Below are 22,452 nucleotides of genomic sequence, written 5' to 3' on the forward strand. Positions count from 1 at the left end.
TCATTGGGGACGCCGGAGGTCGCGAATGAGTCATTCGGGACGCGGGAGGTCGCGAATGACTCATTCGGGACGCCGGAGGTCCCCAATGAGTCATTCGCGGCACCAGCGGCCGCCGGAACCGGGCCGAAACCCCGGGACCAAGGTCCTGATCTGCTGTGACCGAGGTCCTGTGAAGCGGCCCCGGCGTTCTCACCAGGACCTCACTGCCTACCCTCAACGGGGTGAACTCCGTGACCGAGCTGGCGATCTCCGGACCGCTGCTGCTCGCCGCGGGTGTCGCGCTGCTCGCCGGCGCGATCTCCTTCGCCTCGCCGTGCGTGGTGCCGCTCGTGCCGGGGTACCTCGCCTACCTCGCCGCGCTCGTCGGGGCCGATGCTCCCGCCGTCAGTGCCGATGAAGAGCGCAAGCAGGGCCGGTGGGCCGTCGTCGGAGCCGCGCTGCTGTTCGTGCTCGGGTTCACCGTCGTGTTCGTCGCGACCTTCGGCACGCTCGTCTGGCTGACCGCGACCCTCACCCTCAACCAGGACCTGCTGCAGCGCCTCGGCGGCGTGCTCACCATCGCCATGGCGCTGGTGTTCCTCGGCTGGATCCCGGGCCTGCAGCGGGAGGTGCGCTCGCACCACGTCCCGCGCGGCGGTGTCTGGGGTGCCCCGCTGCTCGGCGCGATCTTCGGGCTCGGCTGGACGCCCTGCATCGGCCCGACGCTGTCCGCCGTCACCACCTTGGCCAGTGCGACCGGCGGCGCCGCGGCCCGCGGGTACCTGCTGATCGCCGTCTACTGCCTCGGCCTCGGGCTGCCGTTCCTGCTCATCGCGCTCGGCGCCCGGTGGGCCGTGCGCGCCACCGACTGGGTCCGCCGGCACGGCCGCCAGGTGCAGGTCTTCGGCGGCGTGCTGCTGCTGATCGTCGGCCTGCTGCTGGTCACCGGCGTCTGGGGAGATCTGATGGGCTGGCTCCGCAACGAACTCGCGGTCAACCTGGAGCTGCCGCTGTGACGACCACCGAGGCGCCCCCGAAGACCCCGCCGGGCCCCACGCCCGCCAAGCGCACCTTCGCCTTCCTGCGCAACACCTGGCGCGGCCTGACGTCCATGCGCACCGCGCTCGTCCTGCTGTTCCTCCTCGCCCTGGCCGCCCTGCCCGGCGCGCTCCTGCCGCAGCGGAAGCTCAACGCGCCCAAGGTCGCCGAGTACCTCGCCGCCCACGGGTGGTGGGGGACGCTGCTCGACAAGCTCGAGTTCTACGACGTCTACTCCAGCATCTGGTTCTCGGCGATCTACCTGCTGCTGATGATCTCGCTGATCGGCTGCCTGACGCCGCGCAGCTTCGAGTACGTCAAGGCGATGCGCGCCAAACCGGTGCTGACGCCGCGCAACCTGGCCCGGATGCCGCACTACCGGCTCGGCCGCAGCGAAGCCGACGTCGCCGCCGAGATCGCGGCCGTCCACAAGCAGCTCTCCGGCTGGCGCCGCGTCGAGCGCGAGGAAGCCGACGGCGTCCGCACGATCTCGGCCGAACGCGGGTTCCTGCGCGAGACCGGCAACCTCGTCTTCCACTTCAGCATGCTCGGCCTGATCGTCTTCTTCGCCCTCGGCAAGCTCTACGGCTACGAAGGCCAGGTCATCGTCCAGGCGAACGGCGACGGCTTCTGCAACGCCGGCATCTACAACTACGACTCCTTCAACGCGGGACTGCGCGTCGACGGCACCGACCTCGACCCGTTCTGCGTGAAGGTCAACGACTTCACCGCCCGCTACACCGAGTCGGGCCAGCCCGACTACTACCACTCGAACATCGAGTACCAGTCCGGCCCGGACCTCGAGACGGGCACCTGGCGCCCGTACGGCCTCGAGGTCAACTCGCCGCTGCGCACCGCCGGCGACCGCGTCTACCTGCTCGGGCACGGCTACTCGCCGAAGTTCACGGTCACCTTCCCGGACGGCTCGCAGCGCACCCAGAACACCCAGTGGCGCACGGTCGACCCGACCACGATGCTCGCCGAAGGCGCGACGAAGTTCGACCAGCCCGGCATCACCGACGAGGTGCAGCGGCGGACCCGCCAGCTGGCCGTCACCGGCCTGTTCGCCCCCACGGCCTTCCTGCACGGCAACGTCCTGACGTCGTCGGCGCCCGAGGCGAAGGACCCCGCCGTCGCCGTCGACGTCCTGCGCGGGGACCTCGGCCTCGACGCCGGGCGCGGCCAGTCGGTGTTCGAGGTCGACCAGACCCTGATCGACGACGGCAGGCTGAAGAAGGTCGCCCGCGAGAACCTGAAGGTCGGCCAGGAGCTCAAGCTCGACGACGGCACGAAGGTCCGCTTCGACGGCGTCGGCGAGTGGGTCTCCCTGCAGGTTTCCCACGACCCGACCCAGGGGTTCGTGCTCGGGTTCGCCATCGCGATGTTCCTCGGCCTCGGCGCGTCCCTGCTGGTCAAGCGCCGCCGGCTGTGGGTGCGGGTGAAGCCGGGCACGCCGGCCGACCCGGGTACCGTGATCGAGGTCGCCGGGCTGGCCCGCACCGACCAGGCCGGGTACGGCGAAGAGTTCCAGCGGGTCAGTGAACGCCTGATCAGTGGTCAGAAGGGCTGAGGCATGCCGATCAACGAGACGCTGTCGACCTACAGCGACTGGCTGTACACGACCGCCGCGGCGATCTACGTCGTCGCGCTGATGATGACGCTGGTCGAGCAGGGCTTCGGCGCCAAGGGCCGGCTCGCCACCGAGCGCGCCAAGCTGCGGGCGCGCGAGCTCGTCGGCGCCGGCGGGCCGCCGGTCGAAGAGGTCCCGGCCGCCCAGCGCGAGGTCGGCCGCCCCGAGCGGATCGGCCGGATGGGCGCGTCGCTGCTCGTGCTCGGCGCGCTGCTGCAGCTCTCGGCGATCGTGCTGCGCGGCCTCGCCGTGCACCGCGCGCCCTGGGGCAACATGTACGAGTACGGCATGGCCGTCACATTCATCACGGTCCTCACCTGGCTGATCGTGCTGTCGAAGTTCCCGGTCCGGCACCTCACCGGCTTCCTGCTGCTGCCCGTCGTGATCCTGATGTTCGTCAACGGCACGCTGCTGTACACGACCGCCGCGCCGGTGCAGCCCGCGCTGCAGTCGTACTGGCTGGTCATCCACGTCTCGGCGGCGATCATCGGCTCCGGCGTCTTCCTGGTGCCGGGCGTGGCCAGCGTGTTGTACCTGTTCCGCGCGGCCTTCGAAAAGGACGGCACGAAGTTCGCCCGGTTCGCCTCGAAGCTGCCGGCGGCCGACGTCCTCGACCGGATCGCCTACCGGACCACCATCTTCGCCTTCCCGGTGTTCACCTTCGGCGTCCTCTGCGGCGCCGTGTGGGCCGAGTCGGCGTGGGGCCGGTTCTGGGGCTGGGACCCCAAGGAGACCGTCGCCTTCATCGCCTGGGTGGTCTACGCGGCCTACCTGCACTCGCGGGCCACCGCGGGCTGGCGGGGGGCCCGGGCCGCGGCCATCAACATCGTCGGGTTCGCCGCGATCGTGTTCAACCTGTTCTTCGTGAACCTCGTCACCGCGGGCCTGCACTCCTACGCCGGGGTGGGCTGAGCAGCCCGCGCGTCCGCCGACTACCGTCGTCACCGGGGGCGGAGTGTCAGGCGGAGCGCGTGGAGGTTTTCACCGGTGACCGGACCCAGCGAAGAATCGGCTCCAGGCCACCCCGAACAGGCTGAACCGGCCGCTGCGGCACCGCAGCCGGGCCTGTTCGCCGACGATCGGACGGACTCGCACCCGCACCCCGAGACATCGGGGGCGTTCGACGTGCAGCCGACGCAGGCGGTGGCGCCGCCGGTCAACCCGGCGGTCTCGGGGCCGCACCAGGTGCCCAACCCTGCTGTGTCGGGGCCGCACCAGGTGCCCAATCCGGCCGTGTCGGGGCCGCACCAGGTGCCCTACGGCTACGACCAGAACCTGCCGCCGCTGCAGCCGCAGTACGGCGACCCGGCGCAGCAGTACCAGGCCAGCGCCCAGTACCCGCAGCAGCCGCCGCCCGGGCCGCGGCAGCCGTCCGGGCTGCCGCAGCCCCAGGGCGGCCGGCACGCGGCCCCGCAGGCGCAGCCGGGCCACGGCCACGACCTGTCGACCGCGCACCTGGTCAAGCAGACCCGGCGGCCCCCGCAGTCCGGCTGGCGCAAGGCGCTCTACGTCGGCACCGGGAAGCTGGTCAACCCGGGGGAGAGCCCGGCGGACACCCGCCGCCGCGAGCTCATCGCGCGCGTCAACCAGCCGCTGCGCGGCTGCTACAAGATCGCGATGCTGTCGCTCAAGGGCGGCGTCGGCAAGACCACGGTGACCACGACGCTGGGCTCGACGTTCGCGTCCCTGCGCGGCGACCGCGTCGTCGCCGTCGACGCCAACCCGGACCGCGGCACGCTGTCGCAGAAGATCCCGCTGGAGACGACCGCGACGGTCCGCCACCTGCTGCGTGACGCCGCCCGCATCACGCGCTACAGCGACGTCCGGTCCTACACGTCCCAGGGTTCGAGCCGGCTGGAGATCCTGGCCAGCGAGCAGGACCCCGCCGTGTCGGAGGCCTTCTCCGAGGACGACTACCGGCGCACGGTCAACCTGCTGGAGCACTTCTACAACATCGTGCTCACCGACTGCGGGACCGGCCTGATGCACTCGGCGATGAAGGGCGTCCTGGACGTCGCGGACGCGTTGGTCGTGGTCTCGTCCGGCTCGGTCGACGGCGCCCGCAGCGCCTCGGCGACGCTGGACTGGCTCGAAGCCCACGGCTACGGCGAGCTGGTCAAGCGCTCGGTGGCGGTGATCAACTCGGTCCGGCCCAAGGGCGGCTCGGTCGACCTCGACAAGCTGTCGGCGCACTTCGGCGCGAAGGTCCGGGCGGTCTGCAAGGTGCCGTTCGACCCGCACCTGGAGGAAGGCGCCGAGATCGAGCTGGACCGCCTGTCCGGCGACACCCGCCTGGCCCTGCTCGAGCTGGCCGCGACCGTCGCCGACGGCTTCGCGACCCCGCTCTCCCAGGGCTACCGCTGACCGCTCGTGAGTGGTGAGGCGGGTTCTGACCCGCTTTATCACTCACGACCGGGGCGGCGAAGGTAAAGGACTCCCTAAAGGTCTTCGTCCCGGCGTTTGCGCTGCTGTTCGGCCAGCTGGCGCAGGAAGTCGGGGTCGTCGTCCGGGGCGAGGGTGACGCGGCGCGGAGCCGAGGGCACCCCGATCCGCTGGCCGGCGAACGACCGCCACAGGAGCAGGGCGACGACCAGCGCGCCGACCGCCGCGAGCAGAGCGAGCATGCCGGATCCTTCCGTATGGCTGCCTGTCCCCCGAGGTTAACCTCTCCGGCCGTGTGGTGGGCCTGAAGCGGTCACCGGAAACACGAAGGCCGTGCCGGGACGGGGTGGTTCCCGTACCCGACACGGCCCTGGCGTCCGGATGGTTCAGGCGGTGCGCGCCGGTTCGCTGGCGTCGGTGGTCAGCTCGGCGAGGAGCTCGTTCACCTCGGACTCCCGGAACCGCCGGTGCCCGCCCGGGGTCCGGATCGAGCCGATCCGCCCCGCGGTCGCCCACCGCGTCACCGTCTTGGGGTCCACTCGGAACAGCGCTGCCACCTCGCCAGGGGTGAGCAGGCGTCCGCCCATCGTCGCGGTCATTTTCCGCCTCCTTAACGAACTCACTGCTATACCGGAGGCGTCCGGGCCTTCTGGCCCGTCGCGCCGGGGTAGCCAACAAGGCAATCGTTGCACTTCACCCGTCGGGTACTCGAACGGTTGTCCGCGAGTAAAGAGCCCTTAAAGGTCAAAACGGACAGATTGCGCGCCGTGGTGGCTACCGTCCGGTGACGTGACGTGCGAGAACGTCCCTCGCCTGGGCACCGGCGGCGAGGCGTGGTGCCAATGGGGGATTGTCCAACCGCATAGAGTGATCCCCGTGGATCAGTTGGACCGGAAGATCATCGCAGCGTTGCGCATCAACGGACGGGCCACCTACGCCGATCTCGGACGAGCCGTCGGGCTGTCCGCGTCGTCGGTGCACGAGCGCGTGGGAAAGCTGGAGGCCGCCGGCGTGATCACCGGCTACCACGCGGTCGTCGACCCGAGTTCGGTCGGGCTCGGCGTCACCGCCCTCGTCAGCATCCACCCGACCGACACGGCCACGGAGGACGACGTCGCCGACGCGCTCGCCGAGCTCGACGAGGTCGAGAGCTGCTACGCGGTGGCCGGCGACGAGGCGTTCGTCGTCAAGGTGCGCGTGTCGACCGTCGACGAGCTGGAGCGCACGCTGGGCCGGCTGCGGCGCATCCCCGGCGTCGGGCGGACGAACACCACCGTGGTGCTCTCGACCCGGTTCGAGGGCCGCCCGAACAACGCGGGCCTGCAGAAGGACCGGGCGGGCGGGGCGTAGCCTGCGTTGATGTGAGCGACGTGAAGGCCGACCACCTGCCCCGTGACCTGACGCTGTACCTGCTGGCGCGGTTCGTGCTGGTCGGGGTGATCGCGTGGGGGCTGTCCCTGACCGGGGTGCCGCTGCTGGTCGCCCTGGTGATCGGCCTGGTCGTCGGGCTGCCGCTCGGCCTGCTGCTGTTCCGCCCGCTCAACGCCCGCGTGACCGCCGGGCTGGCGAAGCGCAACGAGAAGCGCGCCCGCGCCCGTGCCGAGCTGCGCGCGCAGCTGCGCGGCGAGGGACAGCCCGAGTGAGCCGCCGTCCGCACAACCGCAGCTGGGTCCGCGAGGCCGTCCGGATCATCGAGGCCGACGCCAACCGCAGCGCCGACACGCACCTGCACGTCTTCCCGCTGCCCCCGGAGTGGGGCATCGACCTGTACCTCAAGGACGAGTCGGTCCACCCGACCGGCTCGCTGAAGCACCGGCTGGCCCGGTCGCTGTTCCTCTACGGGCTCGTCAACGGCCAGATCGGGCCGGACACCGTGCTCGTCGAGGCCTCCAGCGGGTCGACCGCGGTGTCCGAGGCCTACTTCGCCCGGATGCTCGGCCTGCGCTTCATCACCGTCGTGCCCCGGCGCACGTCGAAGGAGAAGGTCGCGCTCATCGAGTTCTACGGCGGCGAGTGCCATTTCGTCGACATGGCCCCGGCGATGTACCCCGAGGCGGAGCGGCTCGCCGCCGAGTGCGGCGGGCACTACCTCGACCAGTTCACCTACGCCGAGCGCGCGACGGACTGGCGCGGCAACAACAACATCGCCGAGTCGGTGTTCGCGCAGATGCGCTCGGAGCGCCACCCGGTCCCGGCGTGGATCGTCGTCGGCGCGGGCACCGGCGGCACGAGCGCGACCTTCGGCCGGTACGTCCGCTACAAGCGCCACACGACGAAGGTCTGCGTCGTCGACCCGGAGAACTCGTCGTTCTACGGCGCCTGGGAGACCGGGGCGCTGGACTACGCCACCGGCATGCCGTCGCGGATCGAGGGCATCGGGCGGCCGCGCTGCGAGCCGTCGTTCGTCCCCGGCGTCATCGACGAGATGTTCCAGATACCCGACGCGGGCTCGCTGGCGGCGATCCGGCTGCTGCGCGAGCGGACCGGCCACTGGGCGGGCGGCTCGACCGGCACCAACCTCTACGGCGCGTTCCGGCTCATCGCCCGGATGGTCGAGGACGGCCAGGCGGGCAGCGTCGTGACGCTGCTGTGCGACGGCGGCGAGCGGTACGCGCACACCTACTACAACGACGAGTGGCTGGCCCAGCAGAACCTGGACCTGGCCCCGCACACGGCGTTGCTGGAGGAGTTCCTCACCACCGGGAAGTTCGTCCCGGAGAGCTAGAGGTTCAGGCCGACCGCGGCCAGCACCGCCCACGCGAGCATCGCGAGCCCGGTGTCGCGCAGGGCCGGGATGAGGTCGCGGCCGGTCGCGTCCCGGAGGATGGCCTTGACCGACTGGGGCAGCAGGGCGGCGCTCAGCACCGTGAGCGCGGCGAGCGAGTGCGTGGTGAACTGCAGGACCCCGCCGAGCACGTACGGCACCGCCACCAGCACCAGGTACAGCCGCCGCGTGCCCTGGTCACCCAGCCTGGTGGCCAGGGTGTGCTTGCCCGCCTCGACGTCGGTCGGGATGTCACGCAGGTTGTTGGCCGTCAGGACCGCCGTCGAGAAGCAGCCGACCGCGATCGCGCACGCCAGCGCCGGCCAGCTCACCCGGCCCGCCTGGACGTACACCGTGCCCAGGACGCCGGCCAGGCCGAAGAACACGAAGACGGCGATCTCGCCGAAGCCGTAGTAGCCGTAGGGCTTCTTGCCGCCGGTGTAGAACCACGCGCCGAGGATGCACAGCGCGCCCATCCCCAGCAGCCACCAGTGCCCGCTGACGGCCACCAGGACCAGCCCCAGCACCCCGGCCAGGCCCAGGGAGATCAGCGCGGCGGTCAGCACGGCCTTCGGGGCGGCGACGCCGGAGCCGACCAGCCGGAGCGGGCCGACGCGGTTTTCGTCCGTGCCGCGGATGCCGTCGGAGTAGTCGTTGGCGTAGTTGACGCCGATGATCAGCGAGAGGGAAACCAGCAGCGCCAGCGCCGAACGCCACCAGGAGAACGTGTCCAGCGCGATCGCCGCGCCGACACCCGCCACCACCGGCGCCACCGCGTTGGGCAGCGTCCGCGGCCGGGCCCCTTCGATCCACTCGCTCAAGCTCGCCATGGCGCCATTCAACGCCATGACGATCTACGGGGGAGCCGGAACCCGGGCAATCAGTCCGAGGTCGGCATCTCCCAGACGAGCGAGCCGCTGTTCGGGTCCACGCCGTCGGCGAGAGCCACGCTCGCGGGCAGCAGGACGCCCAGCGCGACGGCCGTGGCGACGAGAGCAGTTCGGATCCAGCGCCTCATGGTGAGTAGCCAAGCGGGCGCACCCGGTGCGTGTCAACGAAGTGCCGCCATTCAGCGGGTCACGCCCGGTGTCAGCTGGGCCTTCACCGCCGCCCGGTCGACCTTGCCCGGCCCGCGCAGCGGCAGTTCGGAGCCGAATTCGATGCGCTTCGGCGTCGCCGCCGCACCCAGCTCCGCGCGGACCGCCGCGCGGAGGTCACCGTGCTCACCCGGCGGGACGACCAGCGCCACCACGGCCTCGCCCCACTCCGGGTCCGGCACGCCGACGACGCAGGCGTCCCGCACCCCGGGCTGCGCGCAGAGGCACCGCTCGATCGCGTTCGCCGACACCTTCACGCCACCGGTGTTGATCATGTCGTCGGCCCGGCCGAGGACCTCGATGCGGCCGTCGTCGTGCCGGACCCCCCGATCGGACGTCGTGAACCAGCCGTCCGCGAACGACTCCGCCGTCAGGTCCGGCCGGCGCCGGTAGCCGTGCGCGAGGACGTCCCCGGCGATCCGGATCCGGTCACCGGAGAGGTCGACGCGGACGCCGTCGAGGGGGAAGCCGTCGTAGACGCAGCCGCTGGCCGTCTCGCTCATCCCGTACGCGGGCACGATCCGCACCCCGGCGTCCGCGGCGCGCTCACGCAGGGCCGGCGAGGTCGCCGCCGCGCCGACCACGATCGCGTCGAACGTCTTCGCCGCGGCCAGCCCCGCGCCGCCGTCGTCGAGCAGCCGGACCAGCTGGGTCGGCACCAGCGCCGTGTACCGCGGGCCGCCCGGCAGCCGGGCCGCCGCGGCCGCGAAGTCGTCCGGGCGGAAGCCGGTGCCGGTCAGCGGCACCGGGGTCGTCCCGGCCAGCAGCGACCGGACCAGCACCTGCAGCCCGCCGATGTAGTGCGCCGGGGTGGCCAGCAGCCAGTGCCCCGGGCCGCCGAGCCGCGTGTGCGTGGCCTCGGCGGACGCGGTCAGCGCGCGGGCCGACAGCAGCACGCCCTTGGGCGCGCCCGTCGAGCCCGAGGTGGCGATGACCACGGCGGTGCCCGGTTCGGCGGGCTCGTCCGGCGCCATGGCGTCGCGCAGCGCGGGGTCGGTGAACGGCAGGACCGCCGGGCCACCGCCCAGCGCGTCCGCGACGGCTCTGTTCAGCGTGCCGAGTGCTTCGGGCGAGCCGTCGAGGTGGACCGGGAGCAGCTCAGTAGTAATAGGGGACGTCCTTGAAGTCGGGGTCGCGCTTCTGGAGGAACGCGTCACGGCCTTCGACGGCCTCGTCCTGCATGTAGGCCAACCGGGTGGTTTCGCCGGCGAACAGCTGCTGGCCGACCAGGCCGTCGTCGGTGAGGTTGAACGCGTACTTCAGCATCCGCTGCGCCGTCGGCGACTTGCGCGTGATCTCCCACGCCCAGGTCAGCGCCTCTTTTTCCAGGTCGGCGTGCGGGACGACCGCGTTCACGGCACCCATCCGGTGCATCTGCTCGGCGGAGTACTCGCGGCCGAGGAAGAAGATTTCGCGGGCGAACTTCTGGCCGACCATCTTCGCCAGGTAGGCCGAGCCGTAGCCGCCGTCGAACGAGCCGACGTCGGCGTCGGTCTGCTTGAACTTCGCGTGCTCGGCCGAGGCGAGCGTGAGATCGCACACCACGTGCAGGGAGTGCCCGCCGCCCGCGGCCCAGCCCGGCACCACCGCGATCACCGGTTTCGGCATGAACCGGATGAGCCGCTGGCACTCGAGGATGTGCAGCCGGCCGGCCCGCGCGGGGTCCACCGTGTCGGAGGTCTCCCCGCTCGCGTACTGATACCCGGAGCGTCCGCGAATACGCTGGTCACCACCGGAGCAGAACGCCCACCCGCCGTCCTTGGGCGACGGGCCGTTCCCGGTGAGCAGGACACAGCCGACGTCGGAGCTCATCCGGGCGTGGTCGAGGGCCCGGTAGAGCTCGTCGACGGTGTGCGGCCGGAAGGCGTTGCGGACCTCCGGACGGTCGAACGCGATGCGCACCACGCGTTTGCCGCCGCGGTTCTCAGCGGAACGGTGGTAGGTGATGTCGGTGAAGGCGAAACCTTCGACCTCGGTCCACGCGGCGGGGTCGAACAGCTCGGAAACTCGGGCGTCATCCACGTTTGCGAGGATAGGACCTGTGGACACTTCTGCTGTGCCGGCTGCCGCCTCCGCGGTGAAGAGCGCGTCGGCGGGCGACGGAGCCTGCCGGTGAACCCTTCCACCGCGCAGGCCAGGGTCATCGTCGACGAACTCGTCCGCAACACCGTTTCCCACGTCGTCCTCTGCCCGGGCTCCCGCAACGCGCCGCTGTCGATCGCGCTGTACGACGCGGCGGCCGCCGGCAAGCTGCGGCTGCACGTCCGCATCGACGAGCGCGGCGCCGCTTTCCTCGCCCTCGGCATCGCCGCGCGCACCGGCCGCCCGGTGGCCGTGCTCTGCACGTCCGGCACCGCGGCCGCGAACTTCCACCCGGCCGTCCTGGAGGCCGACCGGGCCGGTGTCCCGCTGATCGTCATGACCGCCGACCGGCCGCCCGAGCTGCGGGCCGCGGGGGCGTCGCAGGTCATCGACCAGCACCAGCTCTACGGCGACGCCGTCCGCTACTTCGACGAGCTGGCCGTCGCCGAGCGGCGGGCCGGGCAGAACTCGTACTGGCGCAGCCAGATCTGCCGCGCCTGGAACGCCGCCTACGGCGAGTGGCGCTGCGGGCCGGTGCACCTGAACATCCCGTTCCGCGAGCCGCTCGTGCCCGATTTGGACGATGACGGTGAGTGGTACGAATCCCTCGACGGCCGGGCGGACGGGTCCCGCTGGACCGAGCTGCCGGACTTCGGGGCACTCCCGTCGTTCGTGGTGCCTTCGGCGCGCCACGGCCTGGTGATCGCGTGCGACACCGGCGTCCAGGCGGCCAGCGAGTGGGCCGAGCAGCACGGCTGGCCGGTCGTGTCGGAGACCGGCGGCCTGGGTTTGTCCGGCGGCACGGCGATCTCGTCCGGGGTGTGGCTGCTGGCCGTCGAGGAGTTCATCAGCAGGCACAAGCCGGAGCAGGTGCTCTGCCTCGGCCGTCCGACGGTGTTCCGGCAGATCCAGAACGTGCTCTCGGACGCCGAGGTCGAGGTGCTGCTGGTGCGGCCGGACTCGGACTGGCCGGCGCCCGCGCACAACGTCCGCCAGGTCGGGCAGTGGTTCGACGAGCCGACCAAGCCCGCCGACCCGGAGTGGCTGGCGAGCTGGCGCCGCGCCGACGCCGCGGCCGCGTCGGCCGTCGCCGCGACGCTGGCCGAAGAGTCGTGGCCCAGCGGGCTGCGGGTGGCCACCGAGCTGGTGGACGCGCTGCCCCCGGACTCGCTGCTGGTGGTGGGCTCGTCCAACCCGACCCGGGACGTCGCACTGGCCGGCCGGCTGCGGCCGGACGTCCTCGTGCACCGCAACCGCGGCGTCGCGGGCATCGACGGCACGGTCTCGACGGCCATCGGCGCCGCGTACGTGCACCGGGGCCCGTCGTACGCGCTGCTGGGCGACCTGACGTTCCTGCACGACGCCTCCGGGTTGCTGACCGGGCCCGCCGAGCAGCGGCCCGACCTGACGATCGTGGTCCTCAACGACGACGGCGGCGGCATCTTTTCGCTGCTCGAGCAGGGGGCACCCGAGCACTCGGCCAGCTTCGAGCGCGTCTTCGGCACCCCGCACGGCGCCGACCTGGGTGCGCTGTGCGCGGGCTACCGCGTCCCGCACGTCGTCGCGGAGACGCTGACGGAGTTCCAGGCGGCGCTGGCCCCCGCGCCCGGGCTGCGGGTCGTCGAGGTGCGCGTGGACCGGTCGCGGCACCGCGACCTGCACGCCCGCCTGCGGGCGGCGGTCTCCGCGGCCGTCTCCGCGGTCTGACGTCAACCGCTTTCCGGGTGGGATCTCAGCAGGCAAGAAACCTCCCTTCGGCTGTTTCTGGGTGCTCCTTGGCTGGCTACGTTCGAGCGCGCTGATCCTCACTCCTTTTGGAGGAATTCGAATGCGTGCAAGAACGCGTACCGGTCTCGGTGCGCTCGCGGCCGGCGTCGTCTCGGTGCTGCTCGCCGGCACCGCGAGCGCGGCGCCCGCCCCCGGCGCCCCCGGCGTCGGCGACCCGTACTACCCGAACGCCGGCAACGGCGGCACCGACGTGCTGCACTACGACATCCGGCTGACCTACCAGCCCGCGACCGATCTCCTGTCGGGCAGCACGACGCTGCTGCTCACGGCGACGCAGGACCTCTCGCGGTTCGACCTGGACTTCGCGCTGAAGGCGTCGAGCGTGCGGGTGAACAACCGGCCCGCCCAGTTCACGAACCAGACGGGCAACGGCGAACTCGTCGTCACGCCGGCGCAGCCGCTGCTCAAGGGCCAGACCGCGACGGTCGTCGTCGCCTACGCGGACACGCCGTCGACCGAGACGGTGGACGGCATCAACGCGTGGAAGAAGGGGTCCTTCGGCGCGCTCGGCATCGACGAGCCGCAGAGCTCGGCGTGGTGGTTCCCGGCCAACGACCACCCGACCGACAAGGCGACCTACGACGTCTCCATCGAGGCGCCGGACGACAACGCCGCCATCTCCAACGGCACCCTGGTGCGCAAGACGAAGCAGCGCGCCGGCTGGACCCGCTGGCAGTGGCGGAGCACCAAGCCGCAGGCGACGTACCTGACGTCGTTCATCGTCGGCAAGTACGAGGTCATCGAGTCCACGACGCCCGACGGCAAGCCGTTCGTGACGGCGTACGGAGCCGACCTCGGCGACTCGCTGTACGCGGCGAAGGCCAGCGTCGAGCGGACGCCGGAGATCGACGAGTTCCTGGCGACGCAGTTCGGGCCGTACCCGTTCGAGGCCGAGGGCGGCGTCGTGACCAGCGGGATCACGTTCTCCCTGGAGAACCAGACCCGCCCGACGTACGGCGTCCGCAACTTCCGCGCGGGCTCGAACACGACGCTGATCGCGCACGAGAACGCCCACCAGTGGTTCGGCGACAACGTCTCCCTCGGCCGCTGGAGCGACATCTGGCTGAACGAGGGCTTCGCGTCCTACGCGGAGTGGCTGTGGTCGGAGCACGAGGGCGAGGGCACGGTCGCCGAGCTGGCGCAGTACACGTACGACTCGAACCCGGCCGACGCCGACCTGTGGAAGCTCGTCCCGGCCGACCCGGGCGCGGACAACCAGTTCGACAACGCGGTCTACGACCGGGGTGCGCTGACGCTGCAGGCGCTGCGGACGGCCGTCGGTGACGACGCTTTCTTCGCCATCCTGAAGGCGTGGCAGGCGGCCAAGGGCGGTTCGGACGGGCGGATCCTCCAGTTCATCGCGCTGGCGGAGAAGATCTCGGGCAAGCCGCTGCACGACCTGTTCCAGACGTGGCTGTACACGGCGGGGAAGCCCGCGGTGGGCCCGAACGGTGCTGCCGCTCCTGCTTCGCGGGCTTCGGCCTCGGCTTCCGCTGCGGCTTCGGCTTCGGTCAAGCCGCGTTCGTACGACCAGATCCAGGCGAACCACCGGTTCCTCGCCGCCGAACACGCGGGCTGAGCAAGACCGCTACGCTCGCGGCGTGAGCACGAGAGGTGAGCGGGCGAGGCGCGTCGGGTGGTGGACCATCCTCGGCGTCGCCTCGCTCCTCACGGTGATGTGCGTGTGCCTGCTGTTCGCCGCGATCCGCAACGACAGCGCGATCTCGGCCCAAATGGGGACGGCCACGGCGACGGTGGATTCGGTGGCGTTCGATCGGACGATCATCCACTTCGAGACGCCGGACGGGATCGTGCACAGCCCCGCGAACGGCGTGCTGTACCCGGACGGCTTGGCGGCCGGGCAGCTGGTGCGGATCGAGTACGACGCGTCTGATCCGGAGCTGGCGCGGGTGGCGGGTCGGTCCGCGACGCTGACGTTGCTGCCGCTGGGGAGTTTTGTTTTCTTTACCTGGCTGGTGGGTGGGCCCGGGCTTTGGTGGATCCGGCGGCAGGACAAGCGGGTCAAGGCTGCGGCCTGATCCGTGGTTCCCCGCTCCCCGTCCTCGATTGTTCAACACCGGAGAGCCGGCCTCGAGGGCGCCTTCGGCGTCGCTTCGCGGTGAGCTTCGCTCACCCTTGACCCCGGCTCTCCGGTGCTGACTGCGGCGGGGACGAGGGGCGGGGGAGGTGTAGGGCGGGCTGGTTCGGCCCATGCCCGGCCGGGCTTGTGTCGGGCGGCGGAGGTGTAGACGGGCTGTGTGCCTTGTGGGGTTGAGGCCCCCGGCCGCGCAGACAGCTCCCCGCCACACCCTGGGGGGCGTGCCCTGTTCCAGTCTATCGGTGGGGCGCTGCACAAATGGGTGATGCGGCGAATCTGTGGATAGCCGGACATGATGTGGATAACTCAGCCCGCTGTCTCCTGCCACCGCTTCCGCGTTATCTCGTACTCGACCTCGCCCTGCTCGGCGCCTTCGATCGGGTCGGCGTACTCCGCGGCCGAGGTGAACGCCCGCGCGAACGTCAGCCCGGCCGAGGCCATGGTGGCCCGAGATGGTGTGTTGACCGCCATCGTCTGGGCGAAAACACGGTCGAGGCCCAGCTCCTCGAAGCCGTAGCGGAGCAGCTCCAGCGAACCCTCCCGGGCGTACCCCTGACGCCACTGGCGGCGCAGCAGGCGGTAACCCAGCTCCGCCTCGCCTTCGGCGAAAGGCTGGTCCGGGCCGTTCGGCGGCCGCAACAGCCACCACCCGACGAAGTCCTCGCCCGCGAAGCCCATCCAAAAGCCGAAGCTTGACACAGTCGCCATCCGGCGGGCGTGGGCCTGGGCGACCTCGGCGCGCGTCGCCGCGCGGCCGGTGAGGTAGCGCATCATCTCCGGGTCGGAGTCCAGCTCGTACTCCAGCTCGAGGTGCTCGTCGGCCAGCGGCACGAGGGTGAGCCGCGGCGTGCGAAGGGTCGGCATGGCCCGATCTTCGCAACCCGATCAGCCCGCCGTCTCCTGCCACCAGCCGAGGACCTCGTCCGCCACTCCCGGGGCCGCCACCAGCAGGCCGTCCGTGGGGAGGGCCGTGTCCTCGCCGTGCTTGTCCAGCACCACCGCGCCCGCCTCGATGGCCATCGCCACCGAGCCGGCCACGTCCCACTCGTGGTAGCTGTGCAGCACGGCCGCCGCCGCGTGGCCCAACGCCACCTGGGCGATCGACAACGCCGCCGAGCCGAGGACCCGGACCCCCGCGTGGGCCGCCGCCGCCCGCTCGATGAAGCCGCCCATGCCCGGCCACGGGCCGCTGCGGGCCAGCTCGGTGCACACCAGCGCCCCCGCCGTCACGCAGCGGTCCACCAGCTTGATCGGCTTGCCGTTCGCGCGGGCCCCCCGGCCGCGCGCCGCGGCGTAGATCTGGGCGCGGTACGGGTCCGCCACCACGCCCACCACCGGGCCCGCCGCGTCCACCAGCGCCAGGCTGTACGCGCACCACGGCACCCCGGCCACGTAGTTCGCCGTGCCGTCCACCGAGTCGACCACCCAGCGGTATTCCGCGACGTCCGCGCCGTGGTCGGCGCCGAACTCGTGGCCGACCACCGGGATGCCCGGGAACTCCGCGGTCAGGACGCGCCGCGTGTGGCGCTCCAGGATGCGATCGGTGTCGGTGACCCAGTCGAACGGCGAATCCAGCGTCGAAGGGTGGGCGCCGCGGCCGGCGGTCGCGGTGATCACGTCGGTGGCGTCGTTGGCCAGCCGCCCGGCCACTTCGAGCGCCCTCGACAGCAGGCCGGGCTCGACGGGCCGCGGCGGCCGTGAGGACAAGAGGGTCATGCCTGCTTAGCCTGGCCCACCCTGGTTTCCAGGACACGACCTTGAGATGACATGTCGTAGCCGATCTGTTCCGGCAGCGTTGGCTCACACGTCACACCAGCGCCAGGATCGGGTGCGATCGTCCAGGACGTGCGAGTCGCCATAGTCACCGAAAGTTTCCTGCCCCAGGTGAACGGCGTGACCAACTCCGTCCTGCGGGTCGTCGAGCACCTGCGCGAACGCGCGCACGACGTGCTGATCATCGCCCCCGGCCCCGGCCCGGACTCCTACCGCGGGGCCCCGGTCATCCGGATTCCCGCGCTCGACGTCCCCGGGGTCAGCTCCCTGCCGATCGGCCTGCCGACGCGCACGGTGCTGAACGCGCTGGCCGCGTTCGGCCCGGACGTCGTGCACCTGGCGTCGCCGTTCGTCGTCGGCGCGCGCGGGCTCGCCGCCGCGAGACGGCTGCGCGTCCCGTCGATCGCCGTCTACCAGACCGACATCGCCGGGTTCGCCGCCGCGTACGGCTTCGGCATCGGCGCCCGCGCCGCGTGGCGCTGGGTGCGGCGGCTGCACTCGCGCGCCGACCGGACCCTCGCCCCGTCCAGCGACTCCGTCGAGCAGCTGCGGCTCCACGGCGTCCCGCGCGTGCACCGGTGGGCGCGCGGCGTGGACATCGACCGGTTTTCCCCGGCGCACGCCGACCCGGTGCTGCGGGCCGAGCTGGCCCCGGCCGGTGAGCTGCTCGTCGGGTTCGTCGGCCGGCTGGCCCCCGAGAAGGAGGTCGACCGGCTGGCCGCGCTGGCCGCGGTGCCGGGGATCCGCGTGGTCGTCGTCGGCGACGGGCCCGAGCTCGAAAGCCTCCGGGAGCAGCTGCCGGACGCCGCTTTCCTCGGCGCGAAGTACGGCGAGGACCTCTCGAAGGCGTACGCGAGCCTCGACGTCTTCGTCCACACCGGACCGCACGAGACGTTCTGCCAGGCGGTGCAGGAGGCGATGGCCTCCGGGCTGCCGGTGCTCGCCCCGGACGCGGGCGGCCCGAAGGACCTCGTGCTGCCCGGCCGCACCGGCTACCTGCTGCCCGCGGACCGCGAGCGGTTCGGCACGGCGCTCGTCGAAAGGGTCGACGCCCTCCGAGACGCCGCGTTGCGCGCGAGGCTCGGCGAGAAGGCGCGCAAGGTGGTGCTGGGCCGCACCTGGCCCGCCGTCTGCCACGAGCTGGTCGGGCACTACGAAGCCGTGCGGGGCCGGGCCGCCCGCGCGGCCTGACGTGCACATCGTCCAGCTCGCGAACTTCTACGGGCCGCGCTCGGGCGGCCTGCGCACCGCGCTGCACCACCTCGGCGCCGGCTACGTCGCGAGCGGGCACGAGGTGACGCTCGTGGTGCCCGGCCGCCGGTACGCCGACGAGGTCCTGCCGACCGGCGTGCGGCGGTTTTCCCTGCCGGCGCCGCGGATCCCGGGTACCGGCGGCTACCGGGCCGTCGACCCGCACCGGGTCCGCGCGGTGCTGCGGAAGCTCGAGCCGGACCGCCTGGAGGTGTCCGACCGGCTGACGCTGCGGGGGATGGGCGGCTGGGCGAGCCGCCACGGCGTGCCCAGCACGGTCATCTCCCACGAGCGCCTCGACCGCCTGCTGGAGCAGTTCCTGCTGCCCGCGCCGGTGGCCCGCCGCGTCGCCGACACCGCGAACCGGCGGATGGCCGCGAGCTACGACACGGTCGTCTGCACGACGGCGTTCGCGCGCGCGGAGTTCGACCGGATCGCGGCGCCTAACGTCCGCCGCGTCCCGCTCGGCGTCGACCTCGCGACGTTCCGGCCCGCCATGCGCGACGACGGCTGGCGGACCGGCCTGGCCTCCGGCGCGGACACCCTGCTCGTCCACTGTGGACGTCTCTCGCCGGAGAAGCACGTGGAACGCAGCGTGGACACCGTCGCCGAGCTGACCGAGGCGGGCGCGCGGGTCCGGCTGGTCGTGGCGGGCGACGGGCCGCGCCGGCGGGCCCTGGAGCGCCGGGCACGCGGCCTGCCGGTGACGTTCCTGGGGTTCCTGTCCGGCCGCGACGACGTCGCCCGGTTGCTGGCCAGCGCGGACGTTTCGCTGGCGCCGGGGCCGCACGAGACGTTCGGGCTGGCGGCCTTGGAGGCCCTGGCCTCGGGGACGCCGGTGGTGGTGTCGGCGTCGTCCGCGCTGCGCGAGATCGTGCGCCCGGGCTGCGGCGCGGCGGTGGACGACCACGCGCCCGCCTTCGCCACGGCGGTCACGGACCTGCTCGAGCACCCGGAGGAGGCCCGGCGCGCGGCGGCACGGGCTCGGGCCGAGGAGTTCACGTGGCCCGCGGCGGTGGCCGGGATGCTGGCCACCTTCCGCTGAACGTCCCGGCGGTCCGGGCTAGATTCGACCCATGTCACGCGCAAGCCTGGACAAGGACCCGCACGAAGTCGCCGCGATGTTCGACGGCGTCGCGGACGGGTACGACCGGGCGAACTCGTTCATGACGTTCGGCTTCGACCGGCGCTGGCGCACCACCACCGCCCGCGTGCTCGACGCCCGCCGCGGCGAAAAGGTCCTGGACCTCGCCGCCGGCACCGGGGTGTCCACCGTCGAGTACGCCCGCGGGGGCGCCTGGTGCCTGGCCGCGGACTTCTCGTTCGGCATGCTCCGTGCCGGGCTGCACCGCAAGGTCCCGATGGTCGCGGCGGACGCGCTGAACCTCCCGTTCGCGGACGAGAGCTTCGACGCCGTGACGATCTCCCTCGCCCTGCGCAACTTCGTCGACACGAAGGCGGCGCTCACCGAGATCGCCCGGGTGGTCAAGCCGGGTGGCCGGCTGGTGATCTGCGAGGTCTCGACGCCGCCGTTCGCGCCCATCCGGTTCATCCACCGGCGGTTCATGCTCAAGCTGCTCACCTGGGTCGGCAAGCGGACGTCGTCGAACCCCGAGGCGTACTCCTACCTGGCCGAATCGATGCTGGCCTGGCCGGACCAGCGCACCCTCGGCGAGATCATCGCGAGCGCGGGCTGGGCCGACGTCGAGTGGTTGAACCTCACATTCGGCGTCGTGGCGATCCACCGCGCGCGAAAGCCTGCCTAAACTCGCGGGTATGAGCCGTCGTAGCCCAGATCAGGACGCCGAAGTCATCGTCGTCGGCGCCGGACCCGCCGGGTCCACCGTGGCCACCTACCTGGCCCGCGCGGGCGTCGACGTCCTCCTGCTGGAGAAGACCGAGTTCCCCCGCGAGAAGGTCTGCGGCGACGGCCTGACCCCGCGTGGCGTCAAGCAGCTGATCGACCTGGGCATCGACACGAGCGAGGACGCCGGCTGGGTGCACAGCCGCGGCCTGCGGATCCTCACCGGCGACCTCACGCTGGAACTCGACTGGCCGGACCTGACCAGCTACCCGCCGTACGGGGTGTCCCGCACCCGCCACGACTTCGACGACCTCCTCGCGAAGCTCGCGGTGAAGGCGGGCGCGCGGCTCTACGAGCGCACGACCGTCACCAGCGCGATCACGAACGCGAGCGGGCGCGTGGTCGGCGTCGAGGCGAAGGTCGGCCCGGAGCGGACGCCCGTGAACTACCGCGCGCCGCTCGTCCTGGCCTGCGACGGCGTGTCCGCGCGGCTCGCACTGAGCGTCGGCATCCAGAAGAACGAGAAGCGCCCGATGGGTGTCGCGGTGCGCCAGTACTACAAGAGCCCGCGCCACGACGACCCGTTCATCGAGGGCCACCTCGAGCTGTGGGACAAGTCCGACCCGCGTGACCCGAAGCTGCTGCCGGGCTACGGCTGGGCGTTCCCGCTCGGCGACGGCACGGTGAACGTCGGCCTCGGCATGCTGTCGACGTCGGCCTCGTTCCGGAACACCGACTACCGCGCACTGCTGCGCCAGTGGCTCGACGGGACGCCGGAGGAGTGGGGTTACCGCGAGGAGAACGCGATCGGCAAGGTCGGCGGCGCCGGCCTCCCGATGGGCTTCAACCGCACCCCGCACTACCGCGACGGCCTGCTGCTGCTCGGCGACGCCGGCGGCATGGTCAGCCCGTTCAACGGCGAAGGCATCTCGGCCGCGATGGAGTCCGCGCAGATCGCCGCGGAGGTCGTCGTGCAGGCCCTGGCGCGGCGCGAAGGCCCTTCGCGGGAGCGGGCGCTGGAGGCGTACCCGCGGGCCGTGGGCGAGCTGATGGGCGGCTACTACCAGCTGGGCAACGTCTTTGCGAAGATCATCGGCAAGCCGAAGATCATGCACGCGTGCACCAAGTACGGGCTGCGCATCAACAAGCTCCTCCCGCTGGTCTACAAGGGCCTCTCGGGCTGCTACGACGCCAAGGGCGGCGACGGCGTCGACCGCCTGATCGCGGCCCTCGCCCGCGCCACCCCCACCCCCCGCTGACCCGGGTTCCCAGCGCCCCAATGTGGCCTTCGGTGCGTTCAACGCACCGAAGGCCACATTGGGTGCGTCTGACGCACCCAAGGCCACATTGGGGCGCTCGTGCGCGGACACACGAGTGGCGTAACAAGTTGGCCGTGCGGTCAGTGGGATAGATCACAGGTCAGCGCCCGTTTTGTCCGGCCGGAACGCGATCTTGACCGCTCTTCGCGCAGGTCGCGCGCGCGGTGTTGCCGACCTGTGACAACGATGGCGCGGGAACTTAGGCGACCCTGATAACCCGGGGTACTAGGGACAAGAGTGTGAGTCGCGTCCTAGACTCCCCCCATGCTTTGTGAATCCCTTCACATCCGCGACGAGTGGCTTGTGAACTATTTCACAAGCGCACTGTGTTTTCCCTCTGGGCCCAGCCACGGGCCGTAAGGAGACCCTGACCCTCGGCGGTGTGACCCAGGTCCCTTAGGGTGCCGACGAGGCCCAGCGGTTCCCCACCACAAGCTCAACCGCAGCGGCGCGGAAAGGATGGCGAAGACCCCGTGCTGACGTTGCTGACCCGGACCGACACGGTGCAGCTGGCGCAAGAGGCCCCGAGCCTGAAGCCCTACCTGCCCCTGGTCCTGTTGTTCGTGCTGGCGCTCGGTTTCGCCGTGCTGTCGGTCCTGCTCGGGCCGCTCGTCGGCCCCAGCCGGTACAACAAGGCCAAGCTGTCCGCCTACGAGTGCGGCATCGAACCGTCCCCGCAGCCGCTCGTCGGCGCGGGGCGGATGCCGGTCGCGTACTACATCACCGCGATGCTGTTCATCCTGTTCGACATCGAGATGGTCTTCCTCTACCCGTTCGCCGTGCAGGCGGACGCGCTGGGCACGTTCGGCCTGGTGGAGATCCTGCTGTTCATCGCGACGGTCGGCTTCGCGTACGCCTACGTGTGGCGGCGCGGCGGCCTGGATTGGAACTAGACCCATGGGCCTGGAAGAAAAACTCCCCAACGGCATCCTGCTGGCCAGCCTCGAAGGCCTCGTCAACTGGGCGCGCAAGAACTCGCTGTGGCCCGCCACCTTCGGTCTCGCCTGCTGCGCGATCGAGATGATGACGGTCGGCGGTTCCCGCTACGACATCGCCCGCTTCGGCATGGAGCGCTTCAGCGCGACGCCGCGGCAGGCCGACCTGATGATCGTGGCCGGGCGCGTCACGCAGAAGATGGCCCCGGTCCTGCGCCAGATCTACGACCAGATGGCCGAGCCGCGCTGGGTCCTCGCGATGGGCGTCTGCGCCTCCTCCGGCGGCATGTTCAACAACTACGCCGTGGTCCAGGGCGTCGACCACATCGTGCCGGTCGACATGTACCTGCCCGGCTGCCCGCCGCGGCCGGAGATGCTGCTGGACGCGATCCTCAAGCTGCACGCCAAGATCCAGGACGAGCCGATCAACGCCCGCCGCGCCGCCATCCGCGCCGCGAGCGGGGAGCGCACCGAGCTCGTCGCGTCGTCGATCAAGTACGCGAAGAAGTAGA

At 71.6% G+C, this 22,452-nt stretch carries 24 protein-coding genes; 16 read left to right on the top strand and 8 right to left on the bottom strand.

Annotated features, from left to right (window positions below; translation table 11 throughout):
* Nucleotides 1-221: 221 nt before the first annotated feature.
* The 4 genes from AB0M30_RS08075 (at nt 222) to AB0M30_RS08090 (ending at nt 5,011) form a co-directional block, all read left to right on the top strand.
* Nucleotides 222-995: a cytochrome c biogenesis CcdA family protein gene (locus tag AB0M30_RS08075; protein WP_364581404.1), complete on the top strand. Its 774-nt coding sequence runs from the start codon at nt 222-224 to the stop codon at nt 993-995.
* Nucleotides 992-2,587 carry a cytochrome c biogenesis protein ResB gene (locus AB0M30_RS08080; protein ID WP_364581405.1) on the top strand — a complete coding sequence of 532 codons (1,596 nt, stop codon included), beginning with the start codon at nt 992-994 and terminating at the stop codon, nt 2,585-2,587. The genes AB0M30_RS08075 and AB0M30_RS08080 overlap by 4 nt, the downstream gene beginning before the upstream one ends.
* Before the next feature lie 3 nt (nt 2,588-2,590).
* Complete coding sequence (gene ccsB / locus AB0M30_RS08085; protein WP_364581408.1) at nt 2,591-3,559, top strand: c-type cytochrome biogenesis protein CcsB; 969 nt, start codon at nt 2,591-2,593, stop codon at nt 3,557-3,559.
* A gap of 75 nt (nt 3,560-3,634) precedes the next feature.
* Entirely contained in the window at nt 3,635-5,011 is a 1,377-nt protein-coding gene (locus AB0M30_RS08090) for a MinD/ParA family protein (RefSeq protein ID WP_364581411.1), read from the top strand.
* 74 nt (nt 5,012-5,085) lie between these two features.
* Here the strand turns inward: AB0M30_RS08090 and AB0M30_RS08095 are convergent, their stop codons facing one another.
* Both AB0M30_RS08095 and AB0M30_RS08100 read right to left on the bottom strand, forming a co-directional pair.
* Entirely contained in the window at nt 5,086-5,271 is a 186-nt protein-coding gene (locus AB0M30_RS08095; protein WP_103337315.1) for a hypothetical protein, read from the bottom strand.
* Nucleotides 5,272-5,415: 144 nt separating this feature from the next.
* Nucleotides 5,416-5,628 (bottom strand): BldC family transcriptional regulator, encoded by a 213-nt coding sequence (locus tag AB0M30_RS08100; protein ID WP_086837800.1) that lies wholly within the window; start codon nt 5,626-5,628, stop codon nt 5,416-5,418.
* 277 nt (nt 5,629-5,905) lie between these two features.
* Between AB0M30_RS08100 and AB0M30_RS08105 the strand changes: the two genes are divergently transcribed.
* Genes AB0M30_RS08105 through AB0M30_RS08115 form a run of 3 tightly spaced genes read left to right on the top strand, consistent with a single transcriptional unit; the run spans nt 5,906 to nt 7,754 of the window.
* The gene (locus AB0M30_RS08105) at nt 5,906-6,379 is read left to right on the top strand and encodes an Lrp/AsnC family transcriptional regulator (RefSeq protein ID WP_199191200.1); all 474 of its coding nucleotides are present in this window, start codon (nt 5,906-5,908) and stop codon (nt 6,377-6,379) included.
* A gap of 11 nt (nt 6,380-6,390) precedes the next feature.
* Nucleotides 6,391-6,672: a DUF4229 domain-containing protein gene (locus tag AB0M30_RS08110; protein WP_103337318.1), complete on the top strand. Its 282-nt coding sequence runs from the start codon at nt 6,391-6,393 to the stop codon at nt 6,670-6,672.
* Entirely contained in the window at nt 6,669-7,754 is a 1,086-nt protein-coding gene (locus AB0M30_RS08115) for a PLP-dependent cysteine synthase family protein (protein WP_364581415.1), read from the top strand. Before AB0M30_RS08110 ends, AB0M30_RS08115 begins: the two co-directional genes overlap by 4 nt.
* Here AB0M30_RS08115 and AB0M30_RS08120 read toward each other — a convergent pair.
* From AB0M30_RS08120 to AB0M30_RS08135, 4 genes are read right to left on the bottom strand one after another with little or no spacing between them, the layout of a single operon-like run.
* Nucleotides 7,751-8,623 (bottom strand): 1,4-dihydroxy-2-naphthoate polyprenyltransferase, encoded by an 873-nt coding sequence (locus AB0M30_RS08120; RefSeq protein ID WP_364581418.1) that lies wholly within the window; start codon nt 8,621-8,623, stop codon nt 7,751-7,753. The genes AB0M30_RS08115 and AB0M30_RS08120 overlap by 4 nt on opposite strands.
* 50 nt (nt 8,624-8,673) lie before the next feature.
* Nucleotides 8,674-8,811: a hypothetical protein gene (locus AB0M30_RS08125; protein WP_364581420.1), complete on the bottom strand. Its 138-nt coding sequence runs from the start codon at nt 8,809-8,811 to the stop codon at nt 8,674-8,676.
* Nucleotides 8,812-8,862: 51 nt separating this feature from the next.
* On the bottom strand, nt 8,863-9,987 hold the full coding sequence (gene menE / locus AB0M30_RS08130) for an o-succinylbenzoate--CoA ligase (RefSeq protein WP_364581872.1): 1,125 nt from the start codon (nt 9,985-9,987) through the stop codon (nt 8,863-8,865).
* 1 nt (nt 9,988) lies between these two features.
* Nucleotides 9,989-10,912 (bottom strand): 1,4-dihydroxy-2-naphthoyl-CoA synthase, encoded by a 924-nt coding sequence (locus tag AB0M30_RS08135; RefSeq protein ID WP_364581423.1) that lies wholly within the window; start codon nt 10,910-10,912, stop codon nt 9,989-9,991.
* Between the two features lie 90 nt (nt 10,913-11,002).
* Between AB0M30_RS08135 and menD the strand changes: the two genes are divergently transcribed.
* The 3 genes from menD (at nt 11,003) to AB0M30_RS08150 (ending at nt 14,799) form a co-directional block, all read left to right on the top strand.
* Nucleotides 11,003-12,679 (top strand): 2-succinyl-5-enolpyruvyl-6-hydroxy-3-cyclohexene-1-carboxylic-acid synthase, encoded by a 1,677-nt coding sequence (menD, locus tag AB0M30_RS08140; protein ID WP_364581424.1) that lies wholly within the window; start codon nt 11,003-11,005, stop codon nt 12,677-12,679.
* A 121-nt stretch (nt 12,680-12,800) separates the two neighbouring features.
* Entirely contained in the window at nt 12,801-14,339 is a 1,539-nt protein-coding gene (locus tag AB0M30_RS08145; RefSeq protein ID WP_364581426.1) for a M1 family metallopeptidase, read from the top strand.
* Nucleotides 14,340-14,361: 22 nt separating this feature from the next.
* Nucleotides 14,362-14,799: a DUF3592 domain-containing protein gene (locus AB0M30_RS08150; protein ID WP_364581429.1), complete on the top strand. Its 438-nt coding sequence runs from the start codon at nt 14,362-14,364 to the stop codon at nt 14,797-14,799.
* 365 nt (nt 14,800-15,164) lie between these two features.
* Here the strand turns inward: AB0M30_RS08150 and AB0M30_RS08155 are convergent, their stop codons facing one another.
* Both AB0M30_RS08155 and AB0M30_RS08160 read right to left on the bottom strand, forming a co-directional pair.
* Complete coding sequence (locus AB0M30_RS08155) at nt 15,165-15,722, bottom strand: GNAT family N-acetyltransferase (protein ID WP_364581431.1); 558 nt, start codon at nt 15,720-15,722, stop codon at nt 15,165-15,167.
* 21 nt (nt 15,723-15,743) lie between these two features.
* Entirely contained in the window at nt 15,744-16,574 is an 831-nt protein-coding gene (locus tag AB0M30_RS08160; RefSeq protein WP_285987955.1) for an inositol monophosphatase, read from the bottom strand.
* Nucleotides 16,575-16,751: 177 nt separating this feature from the next.
* Between AB0M30_RS08160 and AB0M30_RS08165 the strand changes: the two genes are divergently transcribed.
* The 6 genes from AB0M30_RS08165 (at nt 16,752) to AB0M30_RS08190 (ending at nt 22,451) form a co-directional block, all read left to right on the top strand.
* A complete protein-coding gene (locus tag AB0M30_RS08165; protein WP_364581434.1) occupies nt 16,752-17,822 on the top strand; it encodes a glycosyltransferase family 1 protein in 1,071 nt (356 codons plus the stop codon).
* 1 nt (nt 17,823) lies between these two features.
* Nucleotides 17,824-18,927, top strand: a complete 1,104-nt coding sequence (locus AB0M30_RS08170) for a glycosyltransferase (protein WP_364581437.1) — start codon at nt 17,824-17,826, stop codon at nt 18,925-18,927.
* A 31-nt stretch (nt 18,928-18,958) separates the two neighbouring features.
* Nucleotides 18,959-19,648 (top strand): demethylmenaquinone methyltransferase, encoded by a 690-nt coding sequence (locus AB0M30_RS08175; protein WP_086838659.1) that lies wholly within the window; start codon nt 18,959-18,961, stop codon nt 19,646-19,648.
* 10 nt (nt 19,649-19,658) lie between these two features.
* On the top strand, nt 19,659-20,945 hold the full coding sequence (locus AB0M30_RS08180) for a geranylgeranyl reductase family protein (protein ID WP_364581440.1): 1,287 nt from the start codon (nt 19,659-19,661) through the stop codon (nt 20,943-20,945).
* A 533-nt stretch (nt 20,946-21,478) separates the two neighbouring features.
* Complete coding sequence (locus AB0M30_RS08185) at nt 21,479-21,898, top strand: NADH-quinone oxidoreductase subunit A (protein WP_013222453.1); 420 nt, start codon at nt 21,479-21,481, stop codon at nt 21,896-21,898.
* A 4-nt stretch (nt 21,899-21,902) separates the two neighbouring features.
* Entirely contained in the window at nt 21,903-22,451 is a 549-nt protein-coding gene (locus tag AB0M30_RS08190) for an NADH-quinone oxidoreductase subunit B (RefSeq protein WP_003081859.1), read from the top strand.
* The last annotated feature ends 1 nt before the right edge of the window (nt 22,452 follow it).

The sequence above is a fragment of the Amycolatopsis sp. NPDC051716 genome (genome assembly GCF_040681595.1).
In the GTDB taxonomy this organism is placed as follows: Bacteria; Actinomycetota; Actinomycetes; order Mycobacteriales; family Pseudonocardiaceae; genus Amycolatopsis.